Below are 26,200 nucleotides of genomic sequence, written 5' to 3' on the forward strand. Positions count from 1 at the left end.
CCTGGCAGCTCCGATCGCCGCCGTAGGGTGGAGTCATGACCGACCCGTCCCCCCTGATCGGTCCGATCCCGGCGCCCGAGCTCCACGTCATGACGTACAACATCCGCCGCCGCATGCCCCGTCTGACCGCCCGCGCGGTCGACCAGTGGGAGCGCCGGAAGCCCCTGGTGCGCCGGCTGCTGCAGGAGGAGAGCCCGTCGATCCTCGCGGTGCAGGAGGCGCTGCCCGATCAGGCGCAGTGGGTGCACGAGTCGCTCGGCGCCTCGTTCGAGGGCATGGGCTTCGGCCGCGACGCCGACCGCGGCGGTGAGCGGGTGATGCTCTTCGTCGACCGGAGCCGCTTCGCGGTGCGCGACTGGTCGCAGATCGCGCTGTCCGCGACTCCGGACGTCGCCGGCTCGCGCAGCTGGGGCAACCGGATCCCGCGCACCGCGGTGATCGCCGAGCTGACCGACCACGCGACGAACCGCGAGTTCACCGTCGTCGCGACGCACTTCGACCACCTCTCGCGGCGCTCGCGACTGCGCTCGGCCGAGCTGGTCGCCGAGCGGATCACCGACCTCGGCCGGCCCGCGATCGTGATGGGCGACACCAACACCGACGTCGGCACCGAGCCGTACCGGGCGCTGCTGGACGAGGGCGGGCTCGCGGACTCCTGGGTCGTCGCCGGCACGCACCTCACCCCGCACTGGGGCACCTACTCCAACTACCGCCCGCCGAAGGCCGGCCGCCGGATCGACTGGCTCACGGTCAGCGCCGGGGCCTTCGAGGTCGTCTCGGCGGCGATCAACGCGACCCGCTACGGCACGGCGCCGGGCTCGGACCACGAGGCGGTCCAGGCCGTCCTCCGCTTCACGAAGCCGTGACCCGACCCGCCGTGAGAGCCCGCCCCGAGAACGAGCCCGTCCTGATCTCGACCTTCATGGAGCCCCCGCGCACCCGGGGCGAGTGGTTCGCCGACGCGGTCCGCGCCCTCGGCGCCGTGAGCATCGTCGCCGCGGTGATCGGCTGGGACCTCGTCGACGTCGCCGTGCTCGCCCTCGCCGCGATCGGGCTGGTGCTGCCGCGGTTCCTCGGGATCCGGCCGGCGCTGGACGCCGCGTTCGGCCTGGCGCTGCTGGTCGCGTCCTGGAGCAGCGTGCTCGGGCTCTACCAGGCCTGGGCGTCGTGGGACCTCGTGGTGCACTTCGTGCTGAACGGGCTGGTCGCGGCCGTCGCCTACATCATCGCCGCGCGCGCCGGCGTGGTGCCGACGGTCGCCGGCGACCGCGGGCCGCTCGCCCCGGCGATCGTGCTCTGCGCCTGCTTCGGCCTGTCGATGGGCGTGGTCTGGGAGTGGGGCGAGTGGGCCGGGCACCGCTTCGTCGACCCGTCGATCTTCGTCGGCTACGAGGACACGCTGGGCGACCTCGCGGCCGGCGCGGCCGGCTCGATCGCGGCCGGTGCGCTGATGCGCTTCTGGTCGGCGAAGAGCCGCGTCGTCGGCGGCCGGCGGTGACCCGCCGGCACAGCCTCCTCGCCCTCCTCGTCGTGCTGCTCTGGGGGCTGAACTTCGTCGTGATCGACGTGGGGTTGGCGGACGTGCCGCCGCTGCTGTTCCTGGCGATGCGGTTCACGGTGGTCGCGGTGCCGGCCGTGTTCCTCGTGCCGCGGCCGCAGGCGCCGCTGCGGACGGTCGCGACCATCGGCGCGTTCATGAGCCTCGGGCAGTTCGCGCTGCTCTACCTGGCGCTGGCGCTGGGGATGCCCGCGGGTCTCGCGTCGCTGGTGGTGCAGGCGCAGATCGTGCTGACGGTGCTGATCGCCGCGGTGCTGCTGAAGGAGCGGCCGACGCGGCGGCAGAGCATCGGACTGGTCGTCGGCGTCGCCGGGCTCGTGATCGTCGCCCTCTCGCACGGGGCCGTCGCGCCGTGGCTGCCGTTCGTGGTCTGCCTCGGCGGCGCGCTCTCCTGGGCGATCGGCAACGTGCTGACCCGGCGCGCGAAGGGCGCCTCGGGGCTCTCGCTGGTGGTCTGGTCGGCGCTGGTCGTGCCGATCCCGGCGCTGCTGCTCTCGCTGCTCGTCGACGGCGGGCCCGCGATCGCCGATGCGATCCAGGGGCTCTCGCTCGCTGCGATCCTCAGCACTCTGTACACGGCGGTGTTCGCGTCGCTGATCGGCTACGGCATCTGGAACTCGCTGCTCGCCCGCTACCCGGCCGCGTCGGTGGTGCCGTTCACGCTGCTGGTGCCGGTGGTCGGCGTGCTGTCGGCGTGGGTGCTGCTGGGCGAGGTGCCGTCGGTCGGCGTGCTGATCGGCGGCGCGGTGATGGTCGCGGGGCTCGCGGTCGCGACGATCCGCCGAGGCCGGCGCGATCCCGTCCTCGCCGCTGTCGGTGGTCCGGCGTAGGGTCGGCCGCATGTGCGGACGCTTCGCTATGGATTCCGAGACCGACGCCCTGATCGCGGAGTTCGTGGCGGCCGGCGGCCGGGCGGCCGACTGGGCGCCCGACTTCAGCGTCGCGCCCACCGACGCCGCGCCGATCGTGCGCGAGCACCGGCACGAGGAGTCGCTGGAGCGCGAGATCGAGCTCGCCTCGTGGGGCTTCCGGCCGTCCTGGGCGAAGGGGAAGGGGCCGTCGCCGATCAACGCGCGGCTCGAGACGGTCGCCTCGAACGGGCTGTTCCGCGGGGCCTTCGCCAAGCAGCGCGCCATCGTGCCGATGCGCGGCTACTACGAGTGGGAGGCGCGCGCCGACGGCAAGCAGCCGTGGTTCCTGCACGGCGAGGAGCCGATCCTCGCCGCGGCGGGTCTCTACGCGGTCCGCAAGGAGGGCGACGAGTGGCGGGTCTCCTTCACGATCATCACCCGCGAGGCCCGAGACGCGTCCGGCGAGGTGCACGACCGGATGCCCGTCTTCCTCACCCCCGACGTCCGCGACGCCTGGCTGAGCCCGGACCCGCTCACCTCCAGCGAGGAGATGCTCGCGACCCTCGACCGCGCGTCGGTCGCGGTCGCCTCGACCATCACCGCCTACCCGGTCGACCGCCGCGTGAACAACGCGCGGACGGTCGACCGCCACGACCCGGGCCTGCTCGACCCGGTCGCGTAGGACCTCCCGCTCGACAAGCCCGGGACGATTCTCGGATCGCGCGCCACCCAGGGCTCCTCTCCGACGCTCAGCGCCTGGGGCGAGTAGCCTTGATGAATGGTCTTCGCACGCGTCTCCCCGGGTGTCCCGACGTCCGATGCGCCTGTCGTGCCCGGCCGAGTCGACCTGCCCGCGTCGATCGACGAGATCATGGCGGAGATCACCAAGGGCCAGCAGCTCGCCGGCCATTTCCCTTCGGAGGAGACGCTCGAGCGCGGTCGCCAGGTTCTGACCGGCGAGCGCTCGATCGAGGATGCTCGGCGGGAGTTGCGCGCGAAGTACGCCGTGTGAACGGTGACGACCACTACACCTACCCGGGCTCCGGAGGCGTCCTGGTCAATCTGCTCGGTCTCCGCAGCAGTGCGGACCTCGACGAGGCGCTCAACGACTTCGCCACGATCGAGTGGGCGGCACTTCGGCGGGAGCCGCTTCCGGACCGGCTCGACTTCGCGCAGTTGCAATACGTCCACCGGCGTCTGTTCGCGGCGGTGTACCCCTTCGCCGGTGAGCTTCGCGACGTGGACGTCCAGGCAGGCGGAACCGGGATCGCGTACTGCCGGCCGGAGTTCCTCGTCGAGCAGATCGAGAAGGAGTTCCAGCGCCTCGAGGACGACGACTGGCTCTACGGGAGGGACCTGCGCGATCTCGCCGAGGGGCTGGCGGACCACTGGGGCGAGATCACCGCTCTGCATCCCTTCCGGGACGGCAACACTCGAAGCCAGAGCGCCTTCGTCACCATGCTCGCGAATCGTGCCGGCTTCACACTCCGGTGGAGCGAGATGGACGTCGACACGCTCCGATCCCTCCGATTGGAAGCGGTTGCGCATTCGTCGAGGAGATTGACTGAGTATCTCGAGTCACACCTCCGGCCGAGCGCAGCGCCAGAAGAGTCGGAGACACGCCCGTTCCGGTTCGGGCGGCCCGAGAGGAGCTGAGCGCCCCCGGGACGATGCGCGTTCAGCGCCCTGGGAGAGATCACCGAGTACACGGGGAAGCCAATGCTGATCGAGTAGCCCGCGGCGCGGGCGTATCGAGATCCACTCGCGTCGGAAGACGAGTCTGCAGACCGCCCTGTCGGGGACGGCGGGTCTCGATACGCCCCTGCGGGGCTACTCGACCAGCATGAGTGGACGCCGCGCGTCCTTCTCCTCACCACCGAGATGTGAAGCGGCTTAGCCGCTCGTTAGGACGTGCGGAGCGGCTACTTCGTTCCGGCGTGCCCCGGGAACGGCTTGCCGTTCAGGCTGACCTCGTCGGGGTCGACCTCGACGGTGCCGACGTCGTCGGCGCCGCCGGTGCCGGGGACGGAGACGACCTCGGCCGAGCCGGAGACCTCCGTCCGGCTGGTGGTGGGGTCCTGCTCCTGGCGGACCTCGGTCTCGCGCTCGCTGCCGGGGGATTCGGCGCGGTCCTTCTCGACCTGCTCGCTGCTGGTCCGCGTCGCCGGAGCCGCGCCGTCCGTCGCGCCGATCGTCGATCCCTGCTCGTGCTCGTCCATGTGCCTCTGCCTTTCGTCGGGACCAGCCACGCTACGCGCGGCCTCTCGGGCGAGCACCCGCTTGACAGCTCGTGAGCCCCCCGTCGAGCCCTGCGGCTCGGAAGACGGACGTACTACCCTGGGGAGACGGTCGCACCGGGGGGCGCGGCGTTGCCGCAGCATCCGCCCGAGGAGGAACCGTGTCATCCCACCGAACGGGCGAGAACCGCGTCGTCGGCACGACGATCGGCGGTCGCTACACGATCGAGGAGCTGATCGGACGGGGCGGGATGGCGACCGTGTACCGGGCGCGCGACGGGATCCTCGGCCGCTCGGTGGCGCTGAAGATGTTCGCGCCGGGCATCGACGACGCGCAGGACCTCCAGCGCAAGTCGTCCGAGATCCGGCTGCTCGCGGCCCTCAACCACCCCGCGCTGGTGACCCTCTACGACGCCGACGACGGCGGCGACGACACCGGCGGCCAGGCCTACATGGTGATGGAGCTCGCCGAGGGACCGAGTCTCGCGGAGCGGCTGGCCAGCGGGCCCGTCCTGCCCAACGACGTCGCGTCGATGGCCGCCGACCTCGGCGAGGCCCTGCACACCGTGCACGCGGCCGGAGTGGTGCACCGCGACGTGAAGCCCTCCAACGTGCTGCTCGTGCCGAGCCCGCTGACGAGCCGCGAGTTCCGCCCCAAGCTCGCCGACTTCGGCATCGCCTACCTGATCGACGCGACCCGCATCACCTCGCCGGGCACGCTGATCGGCACCGCCGCCTACCTCAGCCCCGAGCAGGCGCACGGCGACGTGCTGACCTCGGCGAGCGACGTCTACTCCCTCGGCCTGGTGCTGCTCGAATCGCTGACCGGGCGCCGCCCCTTCACCGGATCGGCGATCGAGGTCACCCTCGCGCGCCTGCTGCGCGACCCGGAGGTGTCGGACTCGCTCGGCGGCGGCTGGTCGGCGCTGCTGAACGCGATGACGCGGCGCGAGCCGGCCGAGCGGCCCACGGCGATCGAGGTCGCGGAGTCGGCGCGCGCGCTGATCGATCCGCGCCGCGACGGACCGCCGACGGCGATCGTCGTCCCCGACGTGCCGGTCCGGGAGCCCGCCGGGCCGCCGCCGACCGAGCGCATGCCCGCGACCGAGCGCTTCGCTCCGACGTCCGCGGCGACCGAGCTGCTCGACGCCACGTCGGTGCTGCCGGTCGGTGCGACCGAGCTGCTGCCGGGGACGGCGCCCGCGACCGCGACGACCACGCGGGTCGCGCCGAGCGCAGGGGTCACGCCGCCCGCCGCCGTCGCCCGGCGCCGCACCGGGCCGAGCCCGTGGCTGATCGTCGTGGTGCTCGCGCTGGTCGCCGTGGCGGTCGGCCTCGTGATCGTGCTGTTCGACGGTCCGCAGTCGCCGCTGCCCGCCGTCGACGGGGAGCTCGGCGAGCACCTCCGTCAGCTGCGCGAGAGCATCCGCTCGTGAGGGGGCCGGGCCGACGGGGCGTGAGCCGGCGGGGCCTTCGACTGCGGGCCGGGGGTGCGGTGCTCGCCGCCGTCCTCGTGCTGTCGGGCTGCTCCGCCGCGGATCCGTCGATCGACGACGGCACCGCGCAGGCCCTCGACGACGCGGTCGTGGCGGTCGCCGAGAAGGCGTCGGCCGACGACTGGGCCGGAGCGCTCACCGAGCTCGACGCGCTCCAGGCGACGCTCGACGCGGCGATCGCCGGCGGGAACGTCCGGGAGGACCGGGCCACGTCGATCCGGGCTCAGGCCGACCTCGTGCGCGCCGACCTCGCCGCGCTGATCGCCGCCGAGCCGGCGCCCGAGGAGTCGACCGAGCCCGAGCCGGAGGAGACCACTCCCTCCGAGGAGGAGCCGCCGGCCGAGGAGACCCCGGAGGAGGAGACGCCGGCCCCGGTCGAGACTCCCGAGGAGGAGCCGTCGCCGACGCCCGAGGAGACCGAGCCGGCCGAACCCGTCGAGCCGACCGAGCCGCCCGAGGAGGAGTCGCCGGCGCCTGCCGCCACGACGCCGGCCGCCGGTGCGCCCGCCGTGCAGGCGCCCGCGACGCAGGCTCCGGTCGAGGAGCCGGTCGAGGGACCGGGGAACTCCGGCGGGAACGGCGGCGGAAACGGCAACGGCCGCAGCCCGGAGAGCGGCCAGAACCCCGGCAACGGGAACGGCCCGGGGAAGGGCTGAGCCCCTCCGCTCCCGCGACCTACTCCTCCGTGCGGACGACCGCGTAGGACGCGTCGAGGTCGACGTCCACGTCCGTGCCGTCGGCGCGGGTGACCTCGACGTCGAAGGTGTGATCGGCGTCGTCGCTGCGCTCGGCCTCGGTGACCGTGCCGCCGCCGACCGCGGCGATCGCGGCCTCGCTCGCGCGGGTCAGCTCCTCGCCGACGAGGTCGTCGGGGTCGACCGCGCCGGTGACGCCGGTGGTGCTGTCCTCGGTGGAGCCGGTCGTGCCGTCGTCCGTGCCGTCGTTCGTGCTGCCGCCGGTGCCGCGCACCGCGTCGTCGTCCGGGTCGACGACCAGCACGCCGAAGGAGTCGTCGAGCCGCACGTCGTACTCGAGGCCGTCGTCGCCGCGCAGCTCGAGCTCGTAGCCCGGCGTGCCGTCGTCGTCGCGCTCGGCCGAGGTGACGGTCCCGCCGCCGATCTCGGCGATCGCGACCTCGCTGGCGCGGTCGAGGTCGGCGCCGGTCAGCGCGTCCGAGCGCTCGAAGCCGTCGGTCGCGGCGAAGGCGATGCCCGTGCCGGCTCCGACGAGCACGATCGCGCCCGCGACTCCGACGATGATCCCGGTCTTCTTCTTCATGATCCGCTCCGTCTCCGGCGCCGTTCCTCGACGCCGCAGCCACTGTCCCGCGGCGCCGCTGAAGCCAGCCTGAAGCGGAGCGGACCCGGCGCCGGTCAGCGCAGCGGCACCCGCAGCGTCACTCGCGCGCCGCCCCACGGCGACTCCTCGATCGCGACGCTCCCGCTGTGCGCCGCCGCGATCTCGGCGACGATCGCGAGCCCGAGACCCGAGCCGCCGGCGTCGCGGGCGCGCCCCTCGTCCAGCCGCACGAAGCGCTCCAGCACCCGCTCGCGGTCGGCCGCGGGGACCCCCGGCCCGTCGTCGTCGACAACGAGCACGGCCGAGTCGCCTTCGCCGCGGGTCGCGATCGCCAGCCGCGCCGCGCGGTGCCGCACCGCGTTGTCGACGAGGTTCCGCAGCGCCCGCCCGAGCAGCGCCTCGTCCGCCACCGCCTGCACCGGCGAGACCCCCGAGGCGTCCACGGCGATCCCGGAGTCGCGCAGCCGCCGCACCTCGCGCAGCGCCAGGTCGTCGAGGTCGACCGGGGCCGCGAGCACCGCCAGCCGCGCCTCGTCGGCGCGCGCGAGCAGCAGCAGGCCCTCGATCAGCCCGCCCATCCGCACCGACTCCTCGGCCACCGTCGTCGCCAGCCGGCCCGCGTCGAGCCGGTCGGGGTGCGCGAGCGCGACCTCGGCGCTCTGCCGCAGTGCCGCGACCGGCGAGCGCAGCTCGTGCGAGGCGTCCGAGACGAACCGGCGCTGCCGCTCCTGACCGTCCTCGAGGCGCCCGAGCATCCGATTGAGGGTCTGCGCGAGCCGGTCGATCTCGTCGCCCGAGCCGGGCTCCGCGACGCGGCGGTCGAGGGCCGCGGCGGTCACCGCGTCCGCCTCCGCGCGCATCCGGTCCACCGGCCGCAGGGCGCGGCCGACGACGATCCAGCAGACGATCGCGACGAAGGCGACCAGCAGCGGGACGGCGACCGCGAGCAGACCCGCGGTCGTCGCGAGCGCCTCCGCACGGCCCTCGTCGGGCACGCCGACGACGACGAGTGAGCCGTCGTCGAGCTCCTGCGTCGCGACGACCAGCGGATCCTCGTCCGCGAGCGTCGTCGTGAACGTCTCGTCGCGCTCCTCGGTCGCGAGCGCCGGCAGGTCGTCGGCGTCCTCGCCCGCGGCGGCCACGCGCCCGTCGACGACCAGCTGGACGACGCCCTCCGAGGCCCGGACCGCGTCCGCGCCGCCGCGCTCGACCAGCGTCGCGACCCGCTCGGCCTCGGTCTCGGCGGCCGTCGCGGCGCTTCCGGCGAGCACGGAGGAGAGCACCAGCAGGAAGCCGGCCGCACCGAGCACCGCCGCGAGGGCGACCACGGCGGTCGCCGCGAGCGTGATCCGGGAGCGCAGGGAGCGCCGCCGCGTCGTCCCGCCGGTCCGGGCCGTCACGGCAGCACCGAGTAGCCCGCGCCGCGTTGGGTGCGGATCGTCTCCCGGCCGAACGGCCGGTCGATCTTGTTGCGGAGCGTCCGGATGTAGACCTCGACGATGTTGGGATCGCCGTCGAAGTCGAAGTCCCAGACCGCGCCGAGCACGTCGCGCTTGGAGACGACGTCGCCCGCCCGCGAGACGAGGTACTCCAGCACGCTGAACTCGCGGGCCGTGAGCGGGATCGCGACGCCGCCCCGCTCCACCCGGCGCGCGGCCGGATCGAGCACGAGGTCGCCGACGGTCAGCACGGTGGGCCGCTCGGCGGCGCCGCGGCGGATCAGCGCCCGCAGCCGCGCGACCAGCACGGGGAAGGAGAACGGCTTGGTCAGGTGGTCGTCCGCGCCGGTGTCGAGCGCCTCGACCTGGTCGAGGTCGCCGTCCTTCGCGGTGAGCATCAGGATCGGCGTCCAGTCCTCGGCCGCGCGCAGCCGCTCGCAGACGCGGAAGCCGCTGATGTCGGGGAGCATCAGGTCGAGCACGATCGCCGCGTACTCCGCCTCCTGCGCGAGCCAGAGCGCGTCGGTGCCGTTCGTCGCGGTGTCGACCGCGAAGCCCTCGCCCTGCAGCCCCGCCTCGAGCGCGCCCAGCAGGTTGATCTCGTCGTCGACGATGAGGATGCGGATGGGAGCCTCCCGGTCTCGGCGCGGACGCCCAGGTTAACCCGCGCGTTCCCCGCGTGCGCTAAGACGGTCCGGTGACAGCCGACGCCTCCCTCGCCCGCCGCCTCGGCACCCGCGACGCCGTTGTGATCGGGCTCGGCTCGATGATCGGCGCCGGGCTCTTCTCGGCCTTCGCGCCCGCCGCCGCGGCGGCCGGGCCGTGGCTGCTGGTCGGCCTCGCGCTGGCCGCGATCGTCGCCTGGGCGAACGCCTCCTCCACAGCGCAGCTCGCCGCGCAGTACCCGCGCTCGGGCGGCGCCTACCTCTCCGGCCGGGAGCGCCTCGGCGAGTGGCCCGGCTTCCTGGCCGGCTGGAGCTTCGTCGTCGGCAAGACCGCGAGCTGCGCCGCGATGGCGCTGACCGTCGCCGCCTACGCCGCGCCCGCGGGGTGGGAGCGACCGGTCGCGGTGGCCGCGGTCGTGGCGCTCGTGGCGGTGAACGTCCTCGGGGTGACCCGCACGGCGCTCGCGACGCGGATCCTGCTCTCGATCGTGCTCGTGGTGCTCGTCGTCGCGATGGCGGCGGCAGCGGCGTCCGGACCGGCGTCCGTCACCGGCGCCGCCCGGCCCTTCGACGCCTACGGCGTGCTGCAGTCGGCCGGCCTGCTGTTCTTCGCCTTCGCCGGCTACGCCCGCCTCGCGACGATGGGGGAGGAGGTGCGCGACCCCGCCCGCACGATCCCTCGCGCGATCCTCGGCGCGCTCCTGCTCGCGGTCCTGCTCTACACGGTCGTCGGCGCCGGGCTGCTCGCGGCGCTCGGCCCGGAGCGGCTCGCCGCCTCGACGCAGCCGCTCGTCGACGCGGCCGCCGCCTGGCCGTGGACCGCGGTGCCGATCCGGGTGGGCGCCGCGGCGGCGAGCCTCGGCGCGCTGCTCGCGCTGATCGCCGGGATCGGCCGCACGAGCCTGGCGATGGCGCGGAACGGCGACCTGCCGCGGGCGCTCGCCGTGATCGACCCGGTCCGCAGCGTCCCGCGCCGCGCCGAGATCGCCGTCGGCCTGGTCGTCGTCGTCCTGGTGCTGGTGGCCGACCTCCGCTCGGCGATCGGCTTCTCCTCGTTCGGCGTGCTGCTCTACTATCTGGTCGCGAACGTCGCGGCGCTGACCCAGGAGGCCCCGCACCGCCGCTACCCGCGCCCGCTGGCGGTGGTCGGCGTCACCGGCTGCCTCCTGCTCGTGGCGACCCTCCCACCCGCCTCGATCGCGGGCGGCTTTGCGGTGCTGGCCGTGGGCGCGGCCTATCGGGCTGTCGCTCAGTCGCGTGCGCGGCCCGACGGGAGCGCGACCGAGCCGGTCAGGGTCGCTCCGCGAGAGTAGCTGTCACGTCTTCCAGCGCCTGGACCCAACGGGCTGTCGCGGCGGATCTGATCCTGCAGAGGTCGATCATCTTCGCGAGGTCGTCTGCAAGATCGCGGGCGAAGATCGGCTCGTGATGCGCGATCCGGTTGCGGAGGCGTCGAATCGTCTCCAGGTCGTCGTAGATCCTCGCGCGGAGCTGCTGCGGACTGTCGGTGTCGGCGTGCGGGAAGACTGCACCGATCTGCCGATTCCAGAGGCGCTGATCGTGACGTGCGGTGAACATCGCCTGCCAGAACATGAACTTCAGCTCCGCGATGACCTTCCCGGTCGAGCGCTCGACGGCTCTCACGCTCCTCAGGTTCCGCCGTGCGTTGAAGGCGGGCCCGCCACCGTCCGGCAGACTCTGCTCGAAGGTGGCGTTCCACGGCCATCGTGGGCCGTACTTGGTGGTCAGCGCGTCATCGACCGCGTTCCGCGTCGAGACCTCGGCGAAGTGCGCGGGAAGGATCAGTGCTGACGAGATCCGGGCGTTCCAGCCGTACAGCTCGACCGCCCTCGCCTGGTCGCCGGCCGCTGCCACCAGGTACGTTCCCATGCGGGGTGCGCTGAGCGCCGCGCAGATCGCCGGGACGTTCTGAGGCATGGCGAGCGGCATGGAGCGAGGGTACAATCGCTCCCAAGAGCTGCGAGACTTGCTGGCTTCGGCCTCCCCTTGCAGACGATCGAATCGGAAGAGGGATCCCCGCGGGGGTCCCTCTTCTCGTTTCTGCGCCACCGGCGCAGCCGTGTCGCTCAGTCGCGGGTGCGGCGGAGCAGCCAGACGAAGTAGGGCGCGCCGACCAGCGCGATCATCAGCCCCGCGGGCAGCTGCGACGGCGCGATCAGGGTGCGGCCGAGGGTGTCCGCGACGAGGACGAGCAGGCCGCCGAGCAGAATCGCGACCGGGACGATGCGCCCGTGCCGCGCGCCGACCAGCGTCCGGGCCAGGTGCGGCGCGACCAGGCCGACGAAGCCGACCGTGCCGACGGCGACGACGGCCAGCGAGGCGAGCACGGCGGCGAGGGCGAGCACGCCCAGGCGGGTGCGCTCGGGCCGGACGCCGAGGATCCGCGGGGTGTCCTCGTCGATCGCCAGCAGGTCGAGGCGGCGGCGCAGCCCGAGGAGCACCGGCAGCAGCACCAGGATCCCGAGCGCGACCGGCAGCACATCCGGGAGCGAGCGGCCGTAGGTCGTGCCGGAGAGCCAGGTGAGGATCCGCGGGGTCCGCCACGGGTCGGAGCTCAGCAGCAGGAAGGCGGTCACGGCGCTCAGCGCGTAGCCGGCACCGATGCCGACGAGTACGAAGCGGTCCGGCTGCAGCCCGCCGCGCCAGGAGAGCAGCGCGATCGCGCCGAAGGTCGCGAGCCCCGCGGCGATCGCCATCGCGATCAGCACCGGCCGGCCGCCGCCGCCCAGCCCGGTGGTGACGACGATCACGGCACCGAGCCCGGCGCCGGCCGTGATCCCGAGCAGCCCCGGCTCGGCCAGCGGATTGCGCACGGTGCCCTGCACGGCGGTGCCGGCGAGAGCGAGCGCCCCGCCCGCGAGCACGGCCGCGGCGATGCGCGGCGCCCGCTCGTCGAGGGCGCGGGCGACGAGGTCCGGTGCCGCGCTCTGCAGCCAGAGGACGACGTCGCCGAGCCGCAGCTGCAGGCTCCCCGCGAGCAGGGCGAGCACGATCGTCACGGCGAGCAGGACGGCGACGACCCCGAGCACGACCCGGAACCGCCGCGCCGTCCGCAGCGTCGAGCGGACCGTGCGCGCCGACCGCGCCGCGCCGGCGTCGCGCATCCGCAGAGCGAGGACCACGATGACGAGCCCGCCGAGCACCGCGGTCGGGATGCCCGTCGGGATGGCCGTGGCTCCCTCCGGGCTGAGGATCGCGCGCAGCAGCGCGTCGGCGAGCACGATCAGCGCGGCGCCGATCAGCGCCGACGCGGGCACCAGGAAGACGTGGCGGCGCAGCGCCGGCACCCGCGCGGCCAGGAGCCGGGTGAGGACGGGGGCGCCGAGACCGACGAAGGCGATCGGCCCGGCCAGCGTCACCGAGGTGCTGGTGAGCAGGACCGCGCAGAGCACGGCGAGCGCCCGCGTCGAGCGGACCGGGACGCCCAGTGAGGCGGCGCCGTCCTCGCCGAGGCCGAGCACGTCGAGGCGGCGCGAGAGCAGCAGCGCGAGCGCGAGGACGACGACGATCAGCGGAGCGGCGCGCGCCGACGCGTCGATGTTGAGCTGCCCGAGCGAGCCGCTGCCCCAGGCGAAGAGCCCGGTGGTGTTCTCCCGGAAGAGGATCAGCAGCATCGCGGTGCCGGAGTCGAGCGCCATCGCGATGGCCGAGCCGGCCAGGATCAGCCGGGTGCTGGAGGTGCCCGCGGCCCGCCCGGTGAGCGCCAGCACCAGCGCCGCCGCGGCGAGACCGCCGAGGAAGGCGACCCCGCTGGACGCCCAGAGCGGCACGGTCAGCGAGAAGGCGGCCACCGCGGTCAGGGCGAAGTAGGCGCCCGCGGTCACCGCGAGCGTGTCGGGGGAGGCGAGCGCGTTGCGCGAGATCGACTGCAGCAGCGCGCCGGCGGCGCCGAGAGCCAGGCCCACGGCGATGCCCGCGGACAGGCGCGGCAGCCGCGAGCCGGCGAAGACGTCGCCCGCCGAGACTCCGCCGACCGACACGTCCTCGCCGAGCAGGGCGCGCAGCAGCCCGTCCGCGCCGATGCCCGAGGTGCCCTGGGTCAGGTGCCAGAGCCCGATGAGCCCGACCGCGAGGGCGAGGGCCGCGAGCACGCCGACGCCGCCGAGCGCCGCGCGCCGCCCGGAGGGGGCGGTCGCGCGGCGCTCGGCGGCAATCGGCGTCGTCGTCACTCGCCGACGATGACGTCCACGAAGGCGTCGATGGCCTGCTCGCCCGACTTCGGTCCGCCCGCGCCCCAGACGCCGGGCGGGAACTCGAAGGCACGGCCCTGCTGCACCGCGGGCAGCGCGGACCAGACCGGGCTCTTGGCGAGCTCGGTGACGTAGCTGTCGGGCGTGCCGTCGTTGGAGTAGACGAGGTTCGCCTCGCCGACCGCGGTCAGCCCCTCGATGTCGGTCTGCGCGAGTCCGTAGGAGGGGTCGACGCCGCCGCTGCCGTAGGAGTCGTTGATCTCGTCGGTCCAGGCGCCCTCCAGGCCGAGCTCCTCGCCGAGCTCGGTGAACAGCGCGCCCTTCCCGTAGGGGCGGATGACGACGTTGCCGCTCTCGATCCAGCCGTCGAAGAACACGAACTCCGGCGTCGCGAGCGCCGCCTCGGCGACCTCGCTCTTGGCGTCGGCGAGGTGCTGGTCGAACTCCGCGAGCACCGCGTCGGCGCGCTCGGTCCGGCCGGTGGCCTCGCCCAGGAGCGAGAACACCTCCTTCATGTTGTCGATCTGGCCGCTCGCGTCCGCGCCGATGGTGGCGAGCACGGGCACGTCGCGCTCCTCGAGCTGGGCGAGCAGCTCGTCGTCGGCGCTGTAGGCCTCCATCACGATCAGGTCGGGGTCGAGGCCGTAGAGGGTGTCGAGGTCCGGCTCGCCGCGCTCGCCCACGTCCGCGGTGCTCGCGGGCAGCGTCTCGGCGCTGACGTAGGTGGCGTAGTCCTCGGTCGAGGCGGCGCCGACCGGGGCGACGCAGAGCGTCAGCAGGTCCTCGGTCTGCTGCCACTCCAGCACGACGATCCGCTCGGCGGGCGCGTCGAGCTCGACGGTGCGGCCGAGGCTGTCGGTGAGCGAGACGGCGCCGGTGGCGGTCGCGGTGTCGTCGGCGGCGCAGTCGGCGGAGTCGACGGTGCCGGCCGCTTCGGCGCTCTCGACGGCGGTGGTGCCGCAGCCGGTGAGCAGGAGCACTCCGACGGCGGCCGCGGCCAGGGCGGCGGGGAGGAGGGGGGCTCGGGTCATTCTTCGGTGTCCTCTCGGGAACGGGCGGGAATCGGGTGGAGCGGGTCGTGCAGGCGGCTGCTGTGCTTCGAGACGCTGTGCCGGCTGACGGGGTCGATGCGCAGGTGTCCGGTCCGCTCGTCCACGGCGACCTCGACCCGCAGTCCGTAGGCCGCCTCGATGTGCTCGGCGGTGAGCACGGCGAGCGGGTCGCCCTCGGCGAGGACGCGCCCGTCGCTCAGCAGCAGCAGTCGGTCGGCCACGCGCGCCGCGTGGTCGAGGTCGTGCAGCACGACGCCGACGGCCGCTCCGTGCACCTCGGCGAGATCGCGGATCAGATCGAGCGTCTCCACCTGGTAGCGGAGGTCGAGGTGGTTGGTCGGCTCGTCGAGCAGCACCACGCCGGTCTCCTGCGCGAGGCAGGCCGCGAGCCAGACCCGCTGCAGCTCGCCGCCGCTGAGCTCGCCGGCCGCGCGCTCCGCCATCGACAGCACCCCGGTGGTGGCCATCGCCTGCTCCACCGCCTCGCGGTCGCGGGCGGACGGCCCGGCGAAGGCCCGGCGGTGCGGGTGGCGGCCGAAGGCGACGACCTCGCGGACGCTGAGGCCCTGCGGGGCGGTGCGGCTCTGCGCGAAGAGGGTCACCTCGCGGGCGAAGTCGCGGCTGCTCAGCGCGGTCGCGGGCCGGTCGCCGGCGAGGGTGACGGCGCCGCCGCTCGGGGCGTGCAGCCGCGCGAGCGCGCGCAGCAGCGTCGACTTGCCCGAGCCGTTCGGCCCGACGAGCGCGGTCACCCGGCCGGGCTCGAGCTCCACCGAGACGCCGTCGACGACGGTGCGCCGGCCGAAGCCGAGCACGAGGTCGGTGCCGGCGAGGCGCGAGGGCGCGCGCGCGGGCTCGGGGGAGGGAGGCATGGGAGGAGCGGATTCCTGCGTCGGAGGGGGAAGCGGGAGGGGATCCGCTGGGTAAGGGTTGGCTTACCTTCCTCAGGCTAGGCGGCCGCCCCACCGTCCGCAATCGACTGCCGACGACACCGGATAGAGCGTTCCGGCCAGGTGCGGCCGCAACCGGTCAGGAAGCGGCCGTGCGCTGATCCTGCGCGAAGGCGCCGGGAGTGGTCCCCATCACCCGCTTGAACGCCGCGATGAACGTGCTCGGATGCGTGTGGCCCATCAGCTCCGAGACGTCCTGCACGCTGCGCCCCTCCGCCAGCAGCGCGAGCGCCCGGTGCGCCCGCAGCGCCTGGCGCCACTGCAGGAACGACAGCCCGGTCTGCGCACGGAGGACCCGCGAGAGGGTCCGCTCGCCGACGCCGAGGTGCTCCGCCCAGTCGGCGAGCGTCCGCCGGTCGGTCGGGTCGTCGAGGAGGGCCGCGACCAGGGGCGCGAGCCGCTCGCCCTGCGGCACGGTGACGGAGTACTGCTCCGCCGACGGCGCGATGACGTCGAAGACCACCGCCTCCGCCCGCAGTCGCGCCGCCGCCTCGAGGTCGGTCCGCGCGAGCCGGGTGAGCAGCGCGGCGAGCACTGGGGTGATCTCGACGAGGACCGGCGACGTGATCGGCACGGGCGAGCGCTCCGGATCGAACAGCGCGTCGCAGAGCGCGGTGCGGGCGGTCGTCCGCCCGGCGTGCTCCGTGCCGGCCGGGATCCAGACGCCGAAGCCGTCCGGCACGGTCAGGATCCGGTGCTCGAGCCGGACGGTCATGGTGCCGCCGCGGACCCAGACCAGCTCGTGCAGCGCGTGCCGGTGCGGCGCGAACTCGTGCGGCGCCTCGAGCCGGACGCTGCCGGCCGCGATCGCGAACGGCTCGGCGATGCGCGTCGGCGCACCGGTGTCCGCGACGACGACGGTGCTCGGCTCGCGCCGCCAGGTGCCCCGCGCGCTGTCCTCGTCCATGCCCACGATCTTAGGAAGCGTCCGCGCCGGGCAGACTGTCCCGGTGACCGCAGCGCAGATCTTCCGCGACCGCCTCGTCGAGCACATCGACGCCGTCGGCTTCGGTGCGCACGGCCTGCACGTGCTGATCGGCGACGACACGGCCGAGCACCGCTGGACGCCGGACGTCCGCGAGGACGTGCACTCCGTCGCCAAGGGCGTCTGCGTGCTGGCCACGGGCCTGGCCGTCGACGAGGGCCTGATCTCCCTCGACGAGCCGCTGGGATCCCTGACCGCTGATGTCACTGCGGACCTGGGCGAGGGAGTCGCCGAGCTCACGCTGCGCCGGCTGCTCAGCATGACCAGCGGCATCGACCTGCCCTGGTCGCCGACCCTGATGACGGACTGGCCCGACCTCGCCGTCGAGTTCCTCCGCCGGCCCTCCGCCGGGCCCGTCTTCCAGTACTCCAACGCCAGCAGCTACACCGCGATGCGGCTCCTGGAGACGCGGGTCGGCGACGTGGGCGAGTACGTCGACCGCCGCCTGCTGCGACCGCTCGGGATCGAGGGTGCGGAGTGGGAGCGCTGCCCGAACGGCCGCATCGTCGCCGGCAGCGGACTGGCGCTCCGCACGGAGGAGACCGCCCGGATCGGCCGGCTGATCCGCGATCGCGGCGTCTGGCGGGGCGAGCGCATCCTCGCTCCCGAGTGGAGCGACCTGATGCACTCCGAGTGGGTCGCCGCGGGCACCGGCCCGGGCTACCGGCACTACGCCCTCGCCGGCTGGGACGGCCCCGGCGCGAGCTGGCGCCTGCACGGCGCCTACGGCCAGCTGCTCGTCTTCGCGGGCGACGCGGTGGTGACGATCAGCGCCGACGATCATCCGGGCGCCGACGCGATCGCCGCGTTCATCGCGGCGGAGCGGGCGGCCGCCCAGCACTGACGGCCGACCCGCACCCTCGGACTACTCGTCGCGGTCGGTGTACTCGCCCTCGCCGGTGGAGTCGGGGCCGGAGCCCTCGGTGTCGACGTAGCTGCCCTTCTCGGTGCTCGACTCCTCGTGCGAGGAAGTATCGACGTAGCTGCCCTCCCGCTCGCCGTCGGTGTGCGAGACGCCGTCGGTCTCGGTGTACTCGCCCTCGGCCGAGGTGTCGGTGCTGTGTCCGTCGGTGCTGTGTTCGTGGGTGCCGTGTCCGTCGGTGCCGTGGCCGCCCGCGCCGTGGCCGTCCGCGTCGCCGTCCGCGAGGTGGCGGCCGCGTCGGGTCGTCTCCTCGGTCGTGCCGCCGCTCTCGGTGGTCGTGGTGGTCTCGAACTCGTCGTCGTGTGCCATGGCGGGGCTCCTCGCCTCATCGCGTCGGGTGGATGCAGTCGACGATCCTGCACCCGGTCCGCCGGTGCAAGCCGTCGCGGCTGCACATCCGCGCACCTTGACATCCGGCGCACGTCCGCGTCCCGGGCACTTCGCCGTTCCCCGCCCCGAGCGCAACTCCTGTCGTGACCCGTCCGCCGCCGCCTAGCCTCCGAGCATGACTGCACGGACTGCACGCACCCGCTGGAGCGTCATCGGCCAGCTCGGCCCCCTCTTCGACGACGGCGGCCCGATGCTGCTCGTCGAGGCCCGCTCGGCCTTCGGGCGGCGGCCGATGCACCGCGCGAAGGCGCAGCTGCTGCTCTCGGCCCTGCGCCACCGCGGTCGCGAGCTCGGTGACCGCGTCGAGTACGTCCGCGCCGAGACCTTCGCCGAGGGGCTCGCGGGCCGCGACGACCTCGAGGTGATCGACCCGCCGACCCGCGGCGGCCGCCGCCTCGCCCGCCGGCTGGGCATGAGCGTCCTGCCCAGCCGCGGCTTCGTCACGGAGGAGGAGGACTTCCGCGAGTGGGCGCTCGCGAAGTCCGGCAAGCGACTCCTCCTCGAGGACTTCTACCGCTGGAGTCGCGAGCGCACCGGGGTGCTGATGCGCGGCGACCAGCCGGAGGGCGGCCGCTGGAACTACGACCACGACAACCGCAACCCGCCGCCCAAGGGCGCCTCGCGGCTCGGCCTGCCCGATCCGTGGTGGCCGGAGGAGGACGACATCGACGAGGAGGTGCGCGCCGATCTCGCCCGCTGGGAGCGCGAGGGCGCGATCCGGCTCGTCGGCGAGGACGGCCCGCGCCGGTTCGCGGCGACCCCTGCGGAGGCGGAGGCGGCGCTCGCCGACTTCGTCTCGTCGCGGCTCGGCGACTTCGGCACCTACGAGGACGCGATGCTCTCCGGCGACTGGACGATGGCGCACTCGCTGCTGAGCGCCCCGCTCAACCTCGGCCTGCTCGATCCGCGCGCCGTCATCGACGCCGCCGCGGCCGAGCACGCCTCCGGCGGCGCCCCGCTCGCGAGCGTCGAGGGCTTCGTCCGGCAGATCCTCGGCTGGCGCGACTACGTCTGGCACCTCTACTGGCACCTCGGCCCGGACTACCGCGAGCGCAGCAACGCGCTCGGCGCGAAGGCCCCGCTGCCGCAGCAGCTGCTCGACCTCGATCCGGCCGGCATCGAGGCGAACTGCCTGCGCGAGACCCTCGACGACGTGCGCCGCCACGGCTGGGCGCACCACATCCAGCGGCTGATGGTGCTCGGCAACTGGGGCCTGCAGCGCGGCTGGGACCCGGCCGAGCTGAACGACTGGTTCGTCGACGTCTTCGTCGACGGCACGGAGTGGGTGATGCCCGCGAACGTGATCGGCATGTCGCAGCACGCGGACGGCGGCGTCGTCGCGACCAAGCCGTACTCCTCCGGCGGCGCGTACATCAACAAGATGTCCGACTACTGCGGCGGCTGCCGCTTCAACCCGAAGGTGCGCCTGGGCGAGAACGCCTGCCCCGTCACCGCCGGCTACTGGGCCTTCCTCGACCGCACCGAGCCCGTCCTCCGCGGCAACCACCGGATGGCCCAGCCCCTCGCAGGCCTGCGCGCCCTCTCCGACCGCGCCGCCGTCGTCGACCAGGAGCGCCACCGCGAGAGCTACTGACCCGACGCCTGCAGGAGCCGGGTCTCGATACGCCCTGCGGGCTACTCGACCAGCATGAGCTGACCCGCGTCGACGCGCTGTGGGCGCACTGCATGCTGATCGAGTAGCCCGCGCAGCGGGCGTATCGAGATCGAGCCCGTCGGAACGCCCCCGCGACGCGAGCGTCTCCGGCTCCGCCTAGCCCGCGCGGTACACCGACACGGTCACCGCGACGGTCACCGTCGTCGTCGCCTCGCGGCCCGCCAGCAGCGCATCCACCGCCGCCGCGTCGACGTGGTGCGCGCTCGGCCCCATGAGCACCTCGGCCCGCAGCTCGCCGGGCGTCATCGCGACCGCGTAGTCCAGCTCCTCGCGCGCCACCCGGTCGAAGCCCTGCAGCTGCTCGTCCAGCCGCTCGGCCTTACCCGCGTCGATGCCGAGCATCCCGAACACCGGCCGGATCTCGCCGAGGTGCCGCTCGCGCGGCGTCACGACGATCGCGACGCCGCCCGCCCGCAGCACCCGCCGCATCTCCGGCGCGTTCCGCGGCGCGAACACCGTCAGCAGCGCGTCCGCGCACTCGTCCGCGAGCGGCAGCGGCTGCCACAGGTCCGCCGTCGCCACCGCGGCTCGCGGATGCGCGCGCGCGGCCCGCCTCGCGGCCGCCGCCGACAGGTCCAGCCCCAGCCCGCTCGCCGCCGGCCGCGCCTCGAGGACCGCCGCGAGGTACGCGCCGGTCCCGCAGCCGAGGTCCACGACGAGCCGCGCGTCCGCCGGCACCGCGGCGGCGACCTCGACCTGGATCGGCCGGTAGTGCCCGGAGCCCAGCAGCTCCTCGCGTGCCTGCACCATCGCCGCGGTGTCGCCCGAGGTGGCGTGCCTGCCGCGCAGCAGCGAGACGTAGCCCTGGCGCGCCACGTCCGCGCTGTGTCCGAGCGGGCAGCGCAGCAGCGTCGGCCGCGGCAGCGCGTCCGGCGCGAGCGGCGCCCCGCAGATCGGGCAGGCGAGCGCGGGCAGGACCGCCGACCCGGGGACGCCCGCCGGGTCGAAGGGGTGCCGGCTCACGCGGGGCGCTCCGTCGAGAGCGGCTCCGCAGCGAGCTGCTCCGGATCGTGCCGCATCGCCGTGATCGCCGAATTCAGCGTCGCGATCACCGGCACCGCGAACAGCGCGCCGGCCAGTCCCGCCACCTCGAGCCCGGTCGCGACGCCCAGCACCACGGCGAGCGGGTGCACCTTGACCGCCGAGCCGAGGATCAGCGGCTGGAGCACGTGCCCCTCCACCAGGTGCACGACGACGACCACGCCGATCATCACCAGCGCCGCCACCGGTCCGCTGAACAGCAGCGCGACGATCGCCGCGAGCGCCCCCGTCACGATCGCACCGAGGAACGGCACGAAGGAGCCGAGGAACACCACGATCGCGATCGGCACGACCAGCGGAAGCTGCAGAGCGAGCGCGCCGATCCCGATGCCGATCGCGTTGATCGCCGCCACCCCGAGCTGGGCCCGGACGAACTGGCTCAGCGTCCGCCAGCCGGCCGCGGCCCCCGTCTCCAGCGGCAGGCGCGCGGCGCGCGGCATCAGGCGGAGGAACCAGGTCCAGATCCGCCGGCCGTCCAGGAGCAGGAAGATCAGCGAGAACAGGGTGAGCAGCGCGCCCGCGAACACCTCGGCCACCTGCGAGCCGACGGCGAGGGCCCCTGAGGCGATCGTCGACGCCTGGGTGTCGGCCCAGTCGATCGCCTTCTGCGCCCAGTCGCCGAGCTGCACGTCGGAGAAGCCGAGCGGCGGGCCCTGCAGCCAGGCCTCCACGTCGTCGACCGCGTCGAGCGCCCGCTGCCCGACGCCGCCGAAGCCCGCGCGGGACTGGACGACGACGAGCCCGATCAGGCCGACCAGCGCGAGCAGGAGCGCCAGGATCGAGACGAGCACGGCCAGCGGGCGCGGCAGCCGCCAGCGCTCGAGCCGGTCGCGCAGCGGAGTGAGCAGCGCGGTGACCAGGATCGCGATCAGCACCGGCACCACGACGACCGGCACCAGCGCGACGAGCTTCACGATGAGCCAGAGCAGCGCCGCGACGGCCAGCACCCGCCAGCCCCAGGCGGCGGCGATGCGCATGCCGGGGGAGACGTCGTGCTGCTCGTCGGCCGCAGGGATCGGGGGAGTCGCGGCCGGAGTCGCGGCCGGAGGGGTCGCCGCGGCGTCGCGTCCCCCGTCGCGCGGTCGGCGTCCTCGCATGTCCCCTCCGATTTCCCTCGCAGTGTACGACCGCGGCGGACGATCCGCCCGGGAGCGCTGCGCCGGAACGACGGATCCGGTTGCGAAACGACGGGAGAACTGACGTAATGGAGGCACTATGGCCCTCACGAGCACGGTTTTCGAACGATCCGCCCCCGATCCCACCGTCGTCGACGCCGCCCTGGCCGGCACGCGGCGCGGGGTGTTCTGGCTCGAGGACCCCGATGCCCCGCGTCCGGCCCTCACCGGCGCCGTCCGCGCCGACCTGGTGGTCGTCGGCGGCGGCTACACCGGCCTGTGGAGCGCCCTGCGCGCGAAGGAGCGCGATCCGAGCCGCCGCGTGGTGCTGCTCGAGGCCCGCTCGCTCGGCTGGGCCGCCTCCGGTCGGAACGGCGGCTTCGTCGAGTCGAGCCTCACCCACGGCCGCGAGAACGGCCTCGCGCGCTGGCCCGCCGAGGCCGCCCGCCTCGAGGAGCTGGGCGTGCGGAACCTCGACGACATCGAGGCGACCGTCGCCCGCTACGGCATGGACTGCGACTTCGAGCGCACCGGCTCGCTCGCCGTGGCGGTGGAGGAGTACCAGGTCGGCCCGCTCGCGGACGGCGACGGCGTCGCGGGCGGCCGCTTCCTCGACACCGCCGAGGTGCAGGCCCTGGTCGACTCGCCGACCTTCCTGGCCGGCCTGGCCGCGCCCGCGGAGCAGTGCGCCCTGGTGCACCCCGGCAAGCTCGTCCGCGAGCTCGCGCGGGTCGCGGAGGGGCTCGGCGTCGAGATCCACGAGGACAGCCGCGTGCTCGGCCTCGAGCGCGCCGGCGCCGGCGTGCTCGTCCGCACCGCGGGCGGCTCCGTGGCGGCGGATCAGGCGATCCTCGGCACCAGCGCCTTCCCCTCGCTGCTCGCGCGCACCCGGCTGATGACCGTGCCGGTCTACGACCACGTCCTGATGACCGAGCCGCTCGACGCCGCCCAGCTGGCCTCGATCGGCTGGACCGGCCGCGAGGGCCTCAGCGACGTCGCCAACCAGTTCCACTACTACCGCCGCACCGCCGACGACCGCATCCTCTGGGGCGGATACGACGCCGTCTACCACCCCGGCGGCCGGATCCGCTCGGCCTACGAGGACCGCCCGGAGACCGACCGCGCGCTCGCCGCGCACTTCCTGACCACCTTCCCGCAGCTCGAGGGCCTCCGCTTCAGCCACCGCTGGGCCGGGGTGATCGACACCAGCACCCGCTTCGCCGCCTTCTACGGCACCGCACTCGCCGGTCGCGTCGCCTATGCGGCCGGCTACACCGGCCTCGGCGTCGGGACGACCGCCTTCGCGGCCGACGTGCTCCTCGACCTCCTGGCCGGCGAGCCGACCGAGCGGACCGAGCTGGAGATGGTCCGCAAGCGCCCGCTGCCGTTCCCGCCCGAGCCGTTCGCGACCGCGGGCATCCAGGCCACCCGCTGGTCGCTCGACCGCGCCGACCACGACGGCGGCCGGCGGAACCCGCTGCTGCGGACCCTCGACGCGCTCGGGCTGGGCTTCGACTCCTGACGGCACCCTCCGCCCGGTAGCGTGCTCTGCGAGGGCACCGTCGGGTGCGGGAGGGACACGGATGCTCGCGTCAGCGCTCGAGGTCCTGCTCGCGGTCGCAGGGGCCGCCGCCGGTGCCGTCCTCGTCGTCAGCGGCGTGCTGAAGCTCGGGCGGACGGAGCGGTTCCGCGCGAGCCTCGCCGCGCTCGGTCTGCCCGCCCGGCTCTCCGCGGGTCCGCTCTTCGCCCGCGCCTTCCCCGTCGTCGAGATCGCGCTCGGCCTGGCGATCCTGCTCGCCCCCGCGCCGCTGCACCGGGGCGCGCTGCTCGGCGCGGTCGCGGTCGACGTCGTCTTCCTCGTCGTCGCGATCCGGGCGGTCCGCGCCCCGGAGCCGGTCGAGTGCGAGTGCTTCGGCGGCCTCGGCGACGCCCGGATGACCGGCCGCACGGTCGCCCGGAACGCCGTCCTGCTCGCGCTGGCGCTCGCCGGGCTCGTCGGGGCCGCCGCGCCGGCGGAGCTGCTCGTCCCGGGGGTCCCGGCGCTGATCGCCGTGCTGCTCGCTCTCGCCCTCGTCCCGGTCCGCGACCGGCTCGCCGCGCGAGCACCCGCCGCCTCGACGCCCGCGGCGGCATCCGCGTCCCCGAGCGACGTCGGCGACCTCGCCTTCCTCACCGCCGCCGGCGAGCCGATCGCCCTCGCCGAGTGGGCGGACCCGCCGACGCACCTCGTCTTCTTCTCGCCGTCCTGCATCTCCTGCCACGAGCTGGTCGAGCGCTTCCGCTGGTGGCCGAACGGCCTGCGCGAGGGCGAGGAGCTGATGCCCGTCTTCCTCGGCGCCCCCGCCGACTTCGCCGCCCACGAGGTGTTCGCCCCGCTCGTCGAGCACGCGCTCTACGACCCCGATCGGTCGATCGCCGCCGCCCTCGGTCGTGGCGCCACCCCGGGCCACGTGCTGCTGGACCCCGAGCACCCCCTCGGCGACGGCTGGACCAGCGGCGCGTTCGAGATCGAGAGGCGGGTGCTCCGCCCCGACTTCTTCGAGGACGTCCGCCGCGGCGCGGTCGGACCCGTCCCCGACGCCGCCGGGCACGCATGACCCCGCTCCTGGTGGTGCTGGTCCTCGCGCTGGTCGTGATCGCCGGCGCCGCCGTCGTCGGCCCGCGCCTCGGCGTCGCCTCGCCGCTCGTGCTGGTCGGGATCGGGGTGGCCGCGAGCTTCCTGCCCGTCGTCGGTCCGATCGAGATCGAGCCGGAGTGGATCCTGGCCGGGGTGCTCCCGCCGCTGCTCTACTCGTCCGCGGTGTCGATGCCGGCGATGAACTTCCGCCGCGAGTTCGGTGCGATCAGCGGACTCTCGGTGCTGCTGGTCGTCGGCACCTCGCTCGTGCTCGGCCTGTTCTTCCAGCTTGTCCTGCCGGATCTCGGCTTCGCCTGGGGCGTCGCTCTCGGCGCGATCGTCAGCCCCACGGACGCAGTGGCGACGTCGATCGTCAAGGGCACTTCCGTCTCGCGGCGGGTCGTCGCGATGCTCGACGGCGAGAGCCTGCTCAACGACGCCACGGCCCTGGTGCTGCTGCGCACCGCGATCGCGGCCGCCGCGGCGAGCTTCTCCTTCTGGGGCGCACTGGGCTCGTTCGGCTACTCCGTGCTGATCGCGGGGATCGTCGGCGGTCTGGTCGGCTGGCTGAACCTCGCGGTGCGCCGCCGGGTCCAGGACCCGACGGTCAACACGATCCTGTCCTTCACCGTGCCCTTCCTCGCCTCCGTCCCGGCCGAGCTCCTCGGCGCCTCGGGACTGGTCGCGGCGGTCGTCGCCGGTGTCGTCACGGGCATCCGCGCGCCGCGCGAGCTCTCGCCGCAGAACCGCCTGTCCGACTCGCAGAACTGGCGGACGGTCGAGCTGGTGCTCGAGGGCACGGTGTTCCTCACGATGGGCCTGCAGGTCCGGGCGATCGTGACGAGCGTCGAGGAGGACCACGCCGGCGTCGGCCCGGCCGTGCTGATCGCGGCGGGCGCGCTCCTGCTGACGATCCTGGTGCGCGCGGCCTACGTCGCCCCGCTGCTCGGCGTGCTCAGGAGCCGCGGCCGGCTGCGCGAGCGGATGCGCCCGCGCGTCGAGGGCCTGCAGGAGCAGATGGGCACCGAGGAGGGCCGCGAGGAGAGCCTGAAGCGGATCAGCCGCGGGCGCCGGTCGCCGACCGCCCGCGATCTCGAGCGCTTCGGCACCCGGCTGACCCGGATGCTCGCCGACATGGAGTACTTCGTCCGCGCGCCGCTCGGCTGGCGCGAGGGCACGGCGGTGGTCTGGGCCGGGATGCGCGGCGCCGTCACGGTCGCCGCCGCGCAGACCCTGCCCGAGGACACCCCGCAGCGCTCGGTCCTCGTGCTGATCGCGTTCGCGGTGGCCGCGCTGTCGCTGCTGCTGCAGGGCGGCACGGTCGGGCCGCTGCTGCGCGCCATCGCCCCGGACGTCGACGAGGCGGCCGAGGAGAGGGCCCGGGAGGAGGAGCGCACCCGCGTCTTCGCCCTCCTGCGCACCAGCGCCGAGGCCGTCCAGGAGCCGCCGCCCGCGCCGGACGCGCCGCGGACCGAGGCCTTCCTCCAGGCCCAGCGGCACCGGCTCGCCGTCATCGCCGCTCAGCGCGCGGACCTCCTCGACGCCCGCGACAACGGCACCTTCGACGCCGACGTCCTCGCCTCGGTGCTCGCCGCGCTCGACGCCTCGCAGATCGACCTCGAGATCCGCGCGCGCACCGCCCGCTGATCCACCGTCCTGCGCGCCGCCTGCGGCCACCCGGTAGCCGCCCGAAACATGAG

The 26,200-nt window shown here is 74.4% G+C and carries 26 protein-coding genes; 14 read left to right on the plus strand and 12 right to left on the minus strand.

Going from position 1 to position 26,200, the window contains the following annotated elements:
- The first annotated feature begins 35 nt into the window (after positions 1 to 35).
- From EDF45_RS02440 to EDF45_RS02465, 6 genes are all read left to right on the plus strand, one after another.
- On the plus strand, positions 36 to 866 hold the full coding sequence (locus EDF45_RS02440) for an endonuclease/exonuclease/phosphatase family protein (protein ID WP_123734401.1): 831 nt from the start codon (positions 36 to 38) through the stop codon (positions 864 to 866).
- An 11-nt stretch (positions 867 to 877) separates the two neighbouring features.
- Entirely contained in the window at positions 878 to 1,498 is a 621-nt protein-coding gene (locus tag EDF45_RS02445) for a hypothetical protein (protein ID WP_148070805.1), read from the plus strand.
- Positions 1,495 to 2,388, plus strand: coding sequence for an EamA family transporter (locus EDF45_RS02450; RefSeq protein WP_123734844.1), 894 nt, complete (start codon positions 1,495 to 1,497; stop codon positions 2,386 to 2,388). Before EDF45_RS02445 ends, EDF45_RS02450 begins: the two co-directional genes overlap by 4 nt.
- A 10-nt stretch (positions 2,389 to 2,398) precedes the next feature.
- Positions 2,399 to 3,091, plus strand: a complete 693-nt coding sequence (locus EDF45_RS02455) for an SOS response-associated peptidase (RefSeq protein ID WP_123734845.1) — start codon at positions 2,399 to 2,401, stop codon at positions 3,089 to 3,091.
- A gap of 96 nt (positions 3,092 to 3,187) precedes the next feature.
- Positions 3,188 to 3,421 (plus strand): antitoxin VbhA family protein, encoded by a 234-nt coding sequence (locus EDF45_RS02460; RefSeq protein WP_132434910.1) that lies wholly within the window; start codon positions 3,188 to 3,190, stop codon positions 3,419 to 3,421.
- Positions 3,418 to 4,065, plus strand: coding sequence for a Fic family protein (locus tag EDF45_RS02465; protein ID WP_123734847.1), 648 nt, complete (start codon positions 3,418 to 3,420; stop codon positions 4,063 to 4,065). The genes EDF45_RS02460 and EDF45_RS02465 overlap by 4 nt, the downstream gene beginning before the upstream one ends.
- Positions 4,066 to 4,331: 266 nt before the next feature.
- Here EDF45_RS02465 and EDF45_RS02470 read toward each other — a convergent pair whose 3' ends face one another.
- Positions 4,332 to 4,628, minus strand: a complete 297-nt coding sequence (locus EDF45_RS02470; RefSeq protein WP_123734848.1) for a hypothetical protein — start codon at positions 4,626 to 4,628, stop codon at positions 4,332 to 4,334.
- A 179-nt stretch (positions 4,629 to 4,807) separates the two neighbouring features.
- Here EDF45_RS02470 and EDF45_RS02475 point away from each other — a divergent pair, with 179 nt between their 5' ends.
- On the plus strand, positions 4,808 to 6,082 hold the full coding sequence (locus tag EDF45_RS02475; RefSeq protein WP_123734849.1) for a serine/threonine-protein kinase: 1,275 nt from the start codon (positions 4,808 to 4,810) through the stop codon (positions 6,080 to 6,082).
- Between the two features lie 59 nt (positions 6,083 to 6,141).
- Positions 6,142 to 6,798, plus strand: coding sequence for a hypothetical protein (locus tag EDF45_RS02480; protein ID WP_123734850.1), 657 nt, complete (start codon positions 6,142 to 6,144; stop codon positions 6,796 to 6,798).
- A gap of 19 nt (positions 6,799 to 6,817) precedes the next feature.
- On the opposite strand, the gene EDF45_RS02485 is transcribed toward EDF45_RS02480, so the two are convergent.
- The 3 genes from EDF45_RS02485 to EDF45_RS02495 form a co-directional block, all read right to left on the minus strand.
- The gene (locus EDF45_RS02485) at positions 6,818 to 7,420 is read right to left on the minus strand and encodes a PepSY domain-containing protein (RefSeq protein ID WP_123734851.1); all 603 of its coding nucleotides are present in this window, start codon (positions 7,418 to 7,420) and stop codon (positions 6,818 to 6,820) included.
- A 95-nt stretch (positions 7,421 to 7,515) separates the two neighbouring features.
- Positions 7,516 to 8,841 (minus strand): cell wall metabolism sensor histidine kinase WalK, encoded by a 1,326-nt coding sequence (locus EDF45_RS02490; RefSeq protein WP_123734852.1) that lies wholly within the window; start codon positions 8,839 to 8,841, stop codon positions 7,516 to 7,518.
- Positions 8,838 to 9,506, minus strand: coding sequence for a response regulator transcription factor (locus EDF45_RS02495; RefSeq protein ID WP_123734853.1), 669 nt, complete (start codon positions 9,504 to 9,506; stop codon positions 8,838 to 8,840). Before EDF45_RS02495 ends, EDF45_RS02490 begins: the two co-directional genes overlap by 4 nt.
- Positions 9,507 to 9,577: 71 nt before the next feature.
- Between EDF45_RS02495 and EDF45_RS02500 the strand changes: the two genes are divergently transcribed.
- Positions 9,578 to 10,858, plus strand: coding sequence for an APC family permease (locus EDF45_RS02500; protein WP_123734854.1), 1,281 nt, complete (start codon positions 9,578 to 9,580; stop codon positions 10,856 to 10,858).
- Here EDF45_RS02500 and EDF45_RS02505 read toward each other — a convergent pair.
- The 5 genes from EDF45_RS02505 to EDF45_RS02525 form a co-directional block, all read right to left on the minus strand.
- On the minus strand, positions 10,836 to 11,495 hold the full coding sequence (locus tag EDF45_RS02505; RefSeq protein WP_221181075.1) for a hypothetical protein: 660 nt from the start codon (positions 11,493 to 11,495) through the stop codon (positions 10,836 to 10,838). The two genes, EDF45_RS02500 and EDF45_RS02505, sit on opposite strands and share 23 nt — an antisense overlap.
- Positions 11,496 to 11,632: 137 nt before the next feature.
- Entirely contained in the window at positions 11,633 to 13,735 is a 2,103-nt protein-coding gene (locus EDF45_RS02510) for an iron ABC transporter permease (protein WP_260311741.1), read from the minus strand.
- Complete coding sequence (locus tag EDF45_RS02515) at positions 13,732 to 14,787, minus strand: ABC transporter substrate-binding protein (RefSeq protein WP_123734855.1); 1,056 nt, start codon at positions 14,785 to 14,787, stop codon at positions 13,732 to 13,734. Before EDF45_RS02515 ends, EDF45_RS02510 begins: the two co-directional genes overlap by 4 nt.
- A complete protein-coding gene (locus tag EDF45_RS02520) occupies positions 14,784 to 15,677 on the minus strand; it encodes an ABC transporter ATP-binding protein (protein WP_123734856.1) in 894 nt (297 codons plus the stop codon). The genes EDF45_RS02515 and EDF45_RS02520 overlap by 4 nt, the downstream gene beginning before the upstream one ends.
- A 157-nt stretch (positions 15,678 to 15,834) precedes the next feature.
- The gene (locus tag EDF45_RS02525) at positions 15,835 to 16,662 is read right to left on the minus strand and encodes a helix-turn-helix domain-containing protein (protein WP_123701697.1); all 828 of its coding nucleotides are present in this window, start codon (positions 16,660 to 16,662) and stop codon (positions 15,835 to 15,837) included.
- 43 nt (positions 16,663 to 16,705) lie between these two features.
- Between EDF45_RS02525 and EDF45_RS02530 the strand changes: the two genes are divergently transcribed.
- Complete coding sequence (locus EDF45_RS02530) at positions 16,706 to 17,584, plus strand: serine hydrolase (RefSeq protein WP_123734857.1); 879 nt, start codon at positions 16,706 to 16,708, stop codon at positions 17,582 to 17,584.
- Between the two features lie 21 nt (positions 17,585 to 17,605).
- On the opposite strand, the gene EDF45_RS02535 is transcribed toward EDF45_RS02530, so the two are convergent.
- A complete protein-coding gene (locus EDF45_RS02535; protein WP_123734858.1) occupies positions 17,606 to 17,971 on the minus strand; it encodes a hypothetical protein in 366 nt (121 codons plus the stop codon).
- Between the two features lie 196 nt (positions 17,972 to 18,167).
- Here EDF45_RS02535 and EDF45_RS02540 point away from each other — a divergent pair, with 196 nt between their 5' ends.
- Positions 18,168 to 19,646 carry a cryptochrome/photolyase family protein gene (locus EDF45_RS02540; protein ID WP_123734859.1) on the plus strand — a complete coding sequence of 493 codons (1,479 nt, stop codon included), beginning with the start codon at positions 18,168 to 18,170 and terminating at the stop codon, positions 19,644 to 19,646.
- A 177-nt stretch (positions 19,647 to 19,823) separates the two neighbouring features.
- On the opposite strand, the gene EDF45_RS02545 is transcribed toward EDF45_RS02540, so the two are convergent.
- On the minus strand, positions 19,824 to 20,690 hold the full coding sequence (locus tag EDF45_RS02545; RefSeq protein ID WP_123734860.1) for a methyltransferase domain-containing protein: 867 nt from the start codon (positions 20,688 to 20,690) through the stop codon (positions 19,824 to 19,826).
- Positions 20,687 to 21,865, minus strand: coding sequence for an AI-2E family transporter (locus tag EDF45_RS02550; RefSeq protein WP_123734861.1), 1,179 nt, complete (start codon positions 21,863 to 21,865; stop codon positions 20,687 to 20,689). Before EDF45_RS02550 ends, EDF45_RS02545 begins: the two co-directional genes overlap by 4 nt.
- 118 nt (positions 21,866 to 21,983) lie before the next feature.
- Between EDF45_RS02550 and EDF45_RS02555 the strand changes: the two genes are divergently transcribed.
- The 3 genes from EDF45_RS02555 to EDF45_RS02565 all read left to right on the plus strand — a co-directional run bounded on the left by EDF45_RS02555 (position 21,984) and on the right by EDF45_RS02565 (position 26,147).
- On the plus strand, positions 21,984 to 23,405 hold the full coding sequence (locus EDF45_RS02555) for an FAD-binding oxidoreductase (RefSeq protein WP_123734862.1): 1,422 nt from the start codon (positions 21,984 to 21,986) through the stop codon (positions 23,403 to 23,405).
- A gap of 61 nt (positions 23,406 to 23,466) precedes the next feature.
- Positions 23,467 to 24,480, plus strand: a complete 1,014-nt coding sequence (locus EDF45_RS02560) for a MauE/DoxX family redox-associated membrane protein (protein ID WP_123734863.1) — start codon at positions 23,467 to 23,469, stop codon at positions 24,478 to 24,480.
- Positions 24,477 to 26,147, plus strand: a complete 1,671-nt coding sequence (locus EDF45_RS02565) for a sodium:proton antiporter (RefSeq protein ID WP_123734864.1) — start codon at positions 24,477 to 24,479, stop codon at positions 26,145 to 26,147. Before EDF45_RS02560 ends, EDF45_RS02565 begins: the two co-directional genes overlap by 4 nt.
- The last annotated feature ends 53 nt before the right edge of the window (positions 26,148 to 26,200 follow it).

Source organism: Rathayibacter sp. PhB186, assembly GCF_003751825.1.
Classification (GTDB): Bacteria; Actinomycetota; Actinomycetes; order Actinomycetales; family Microbacteriaceae; genus Rathayibacter; species Rathayibacter festucae.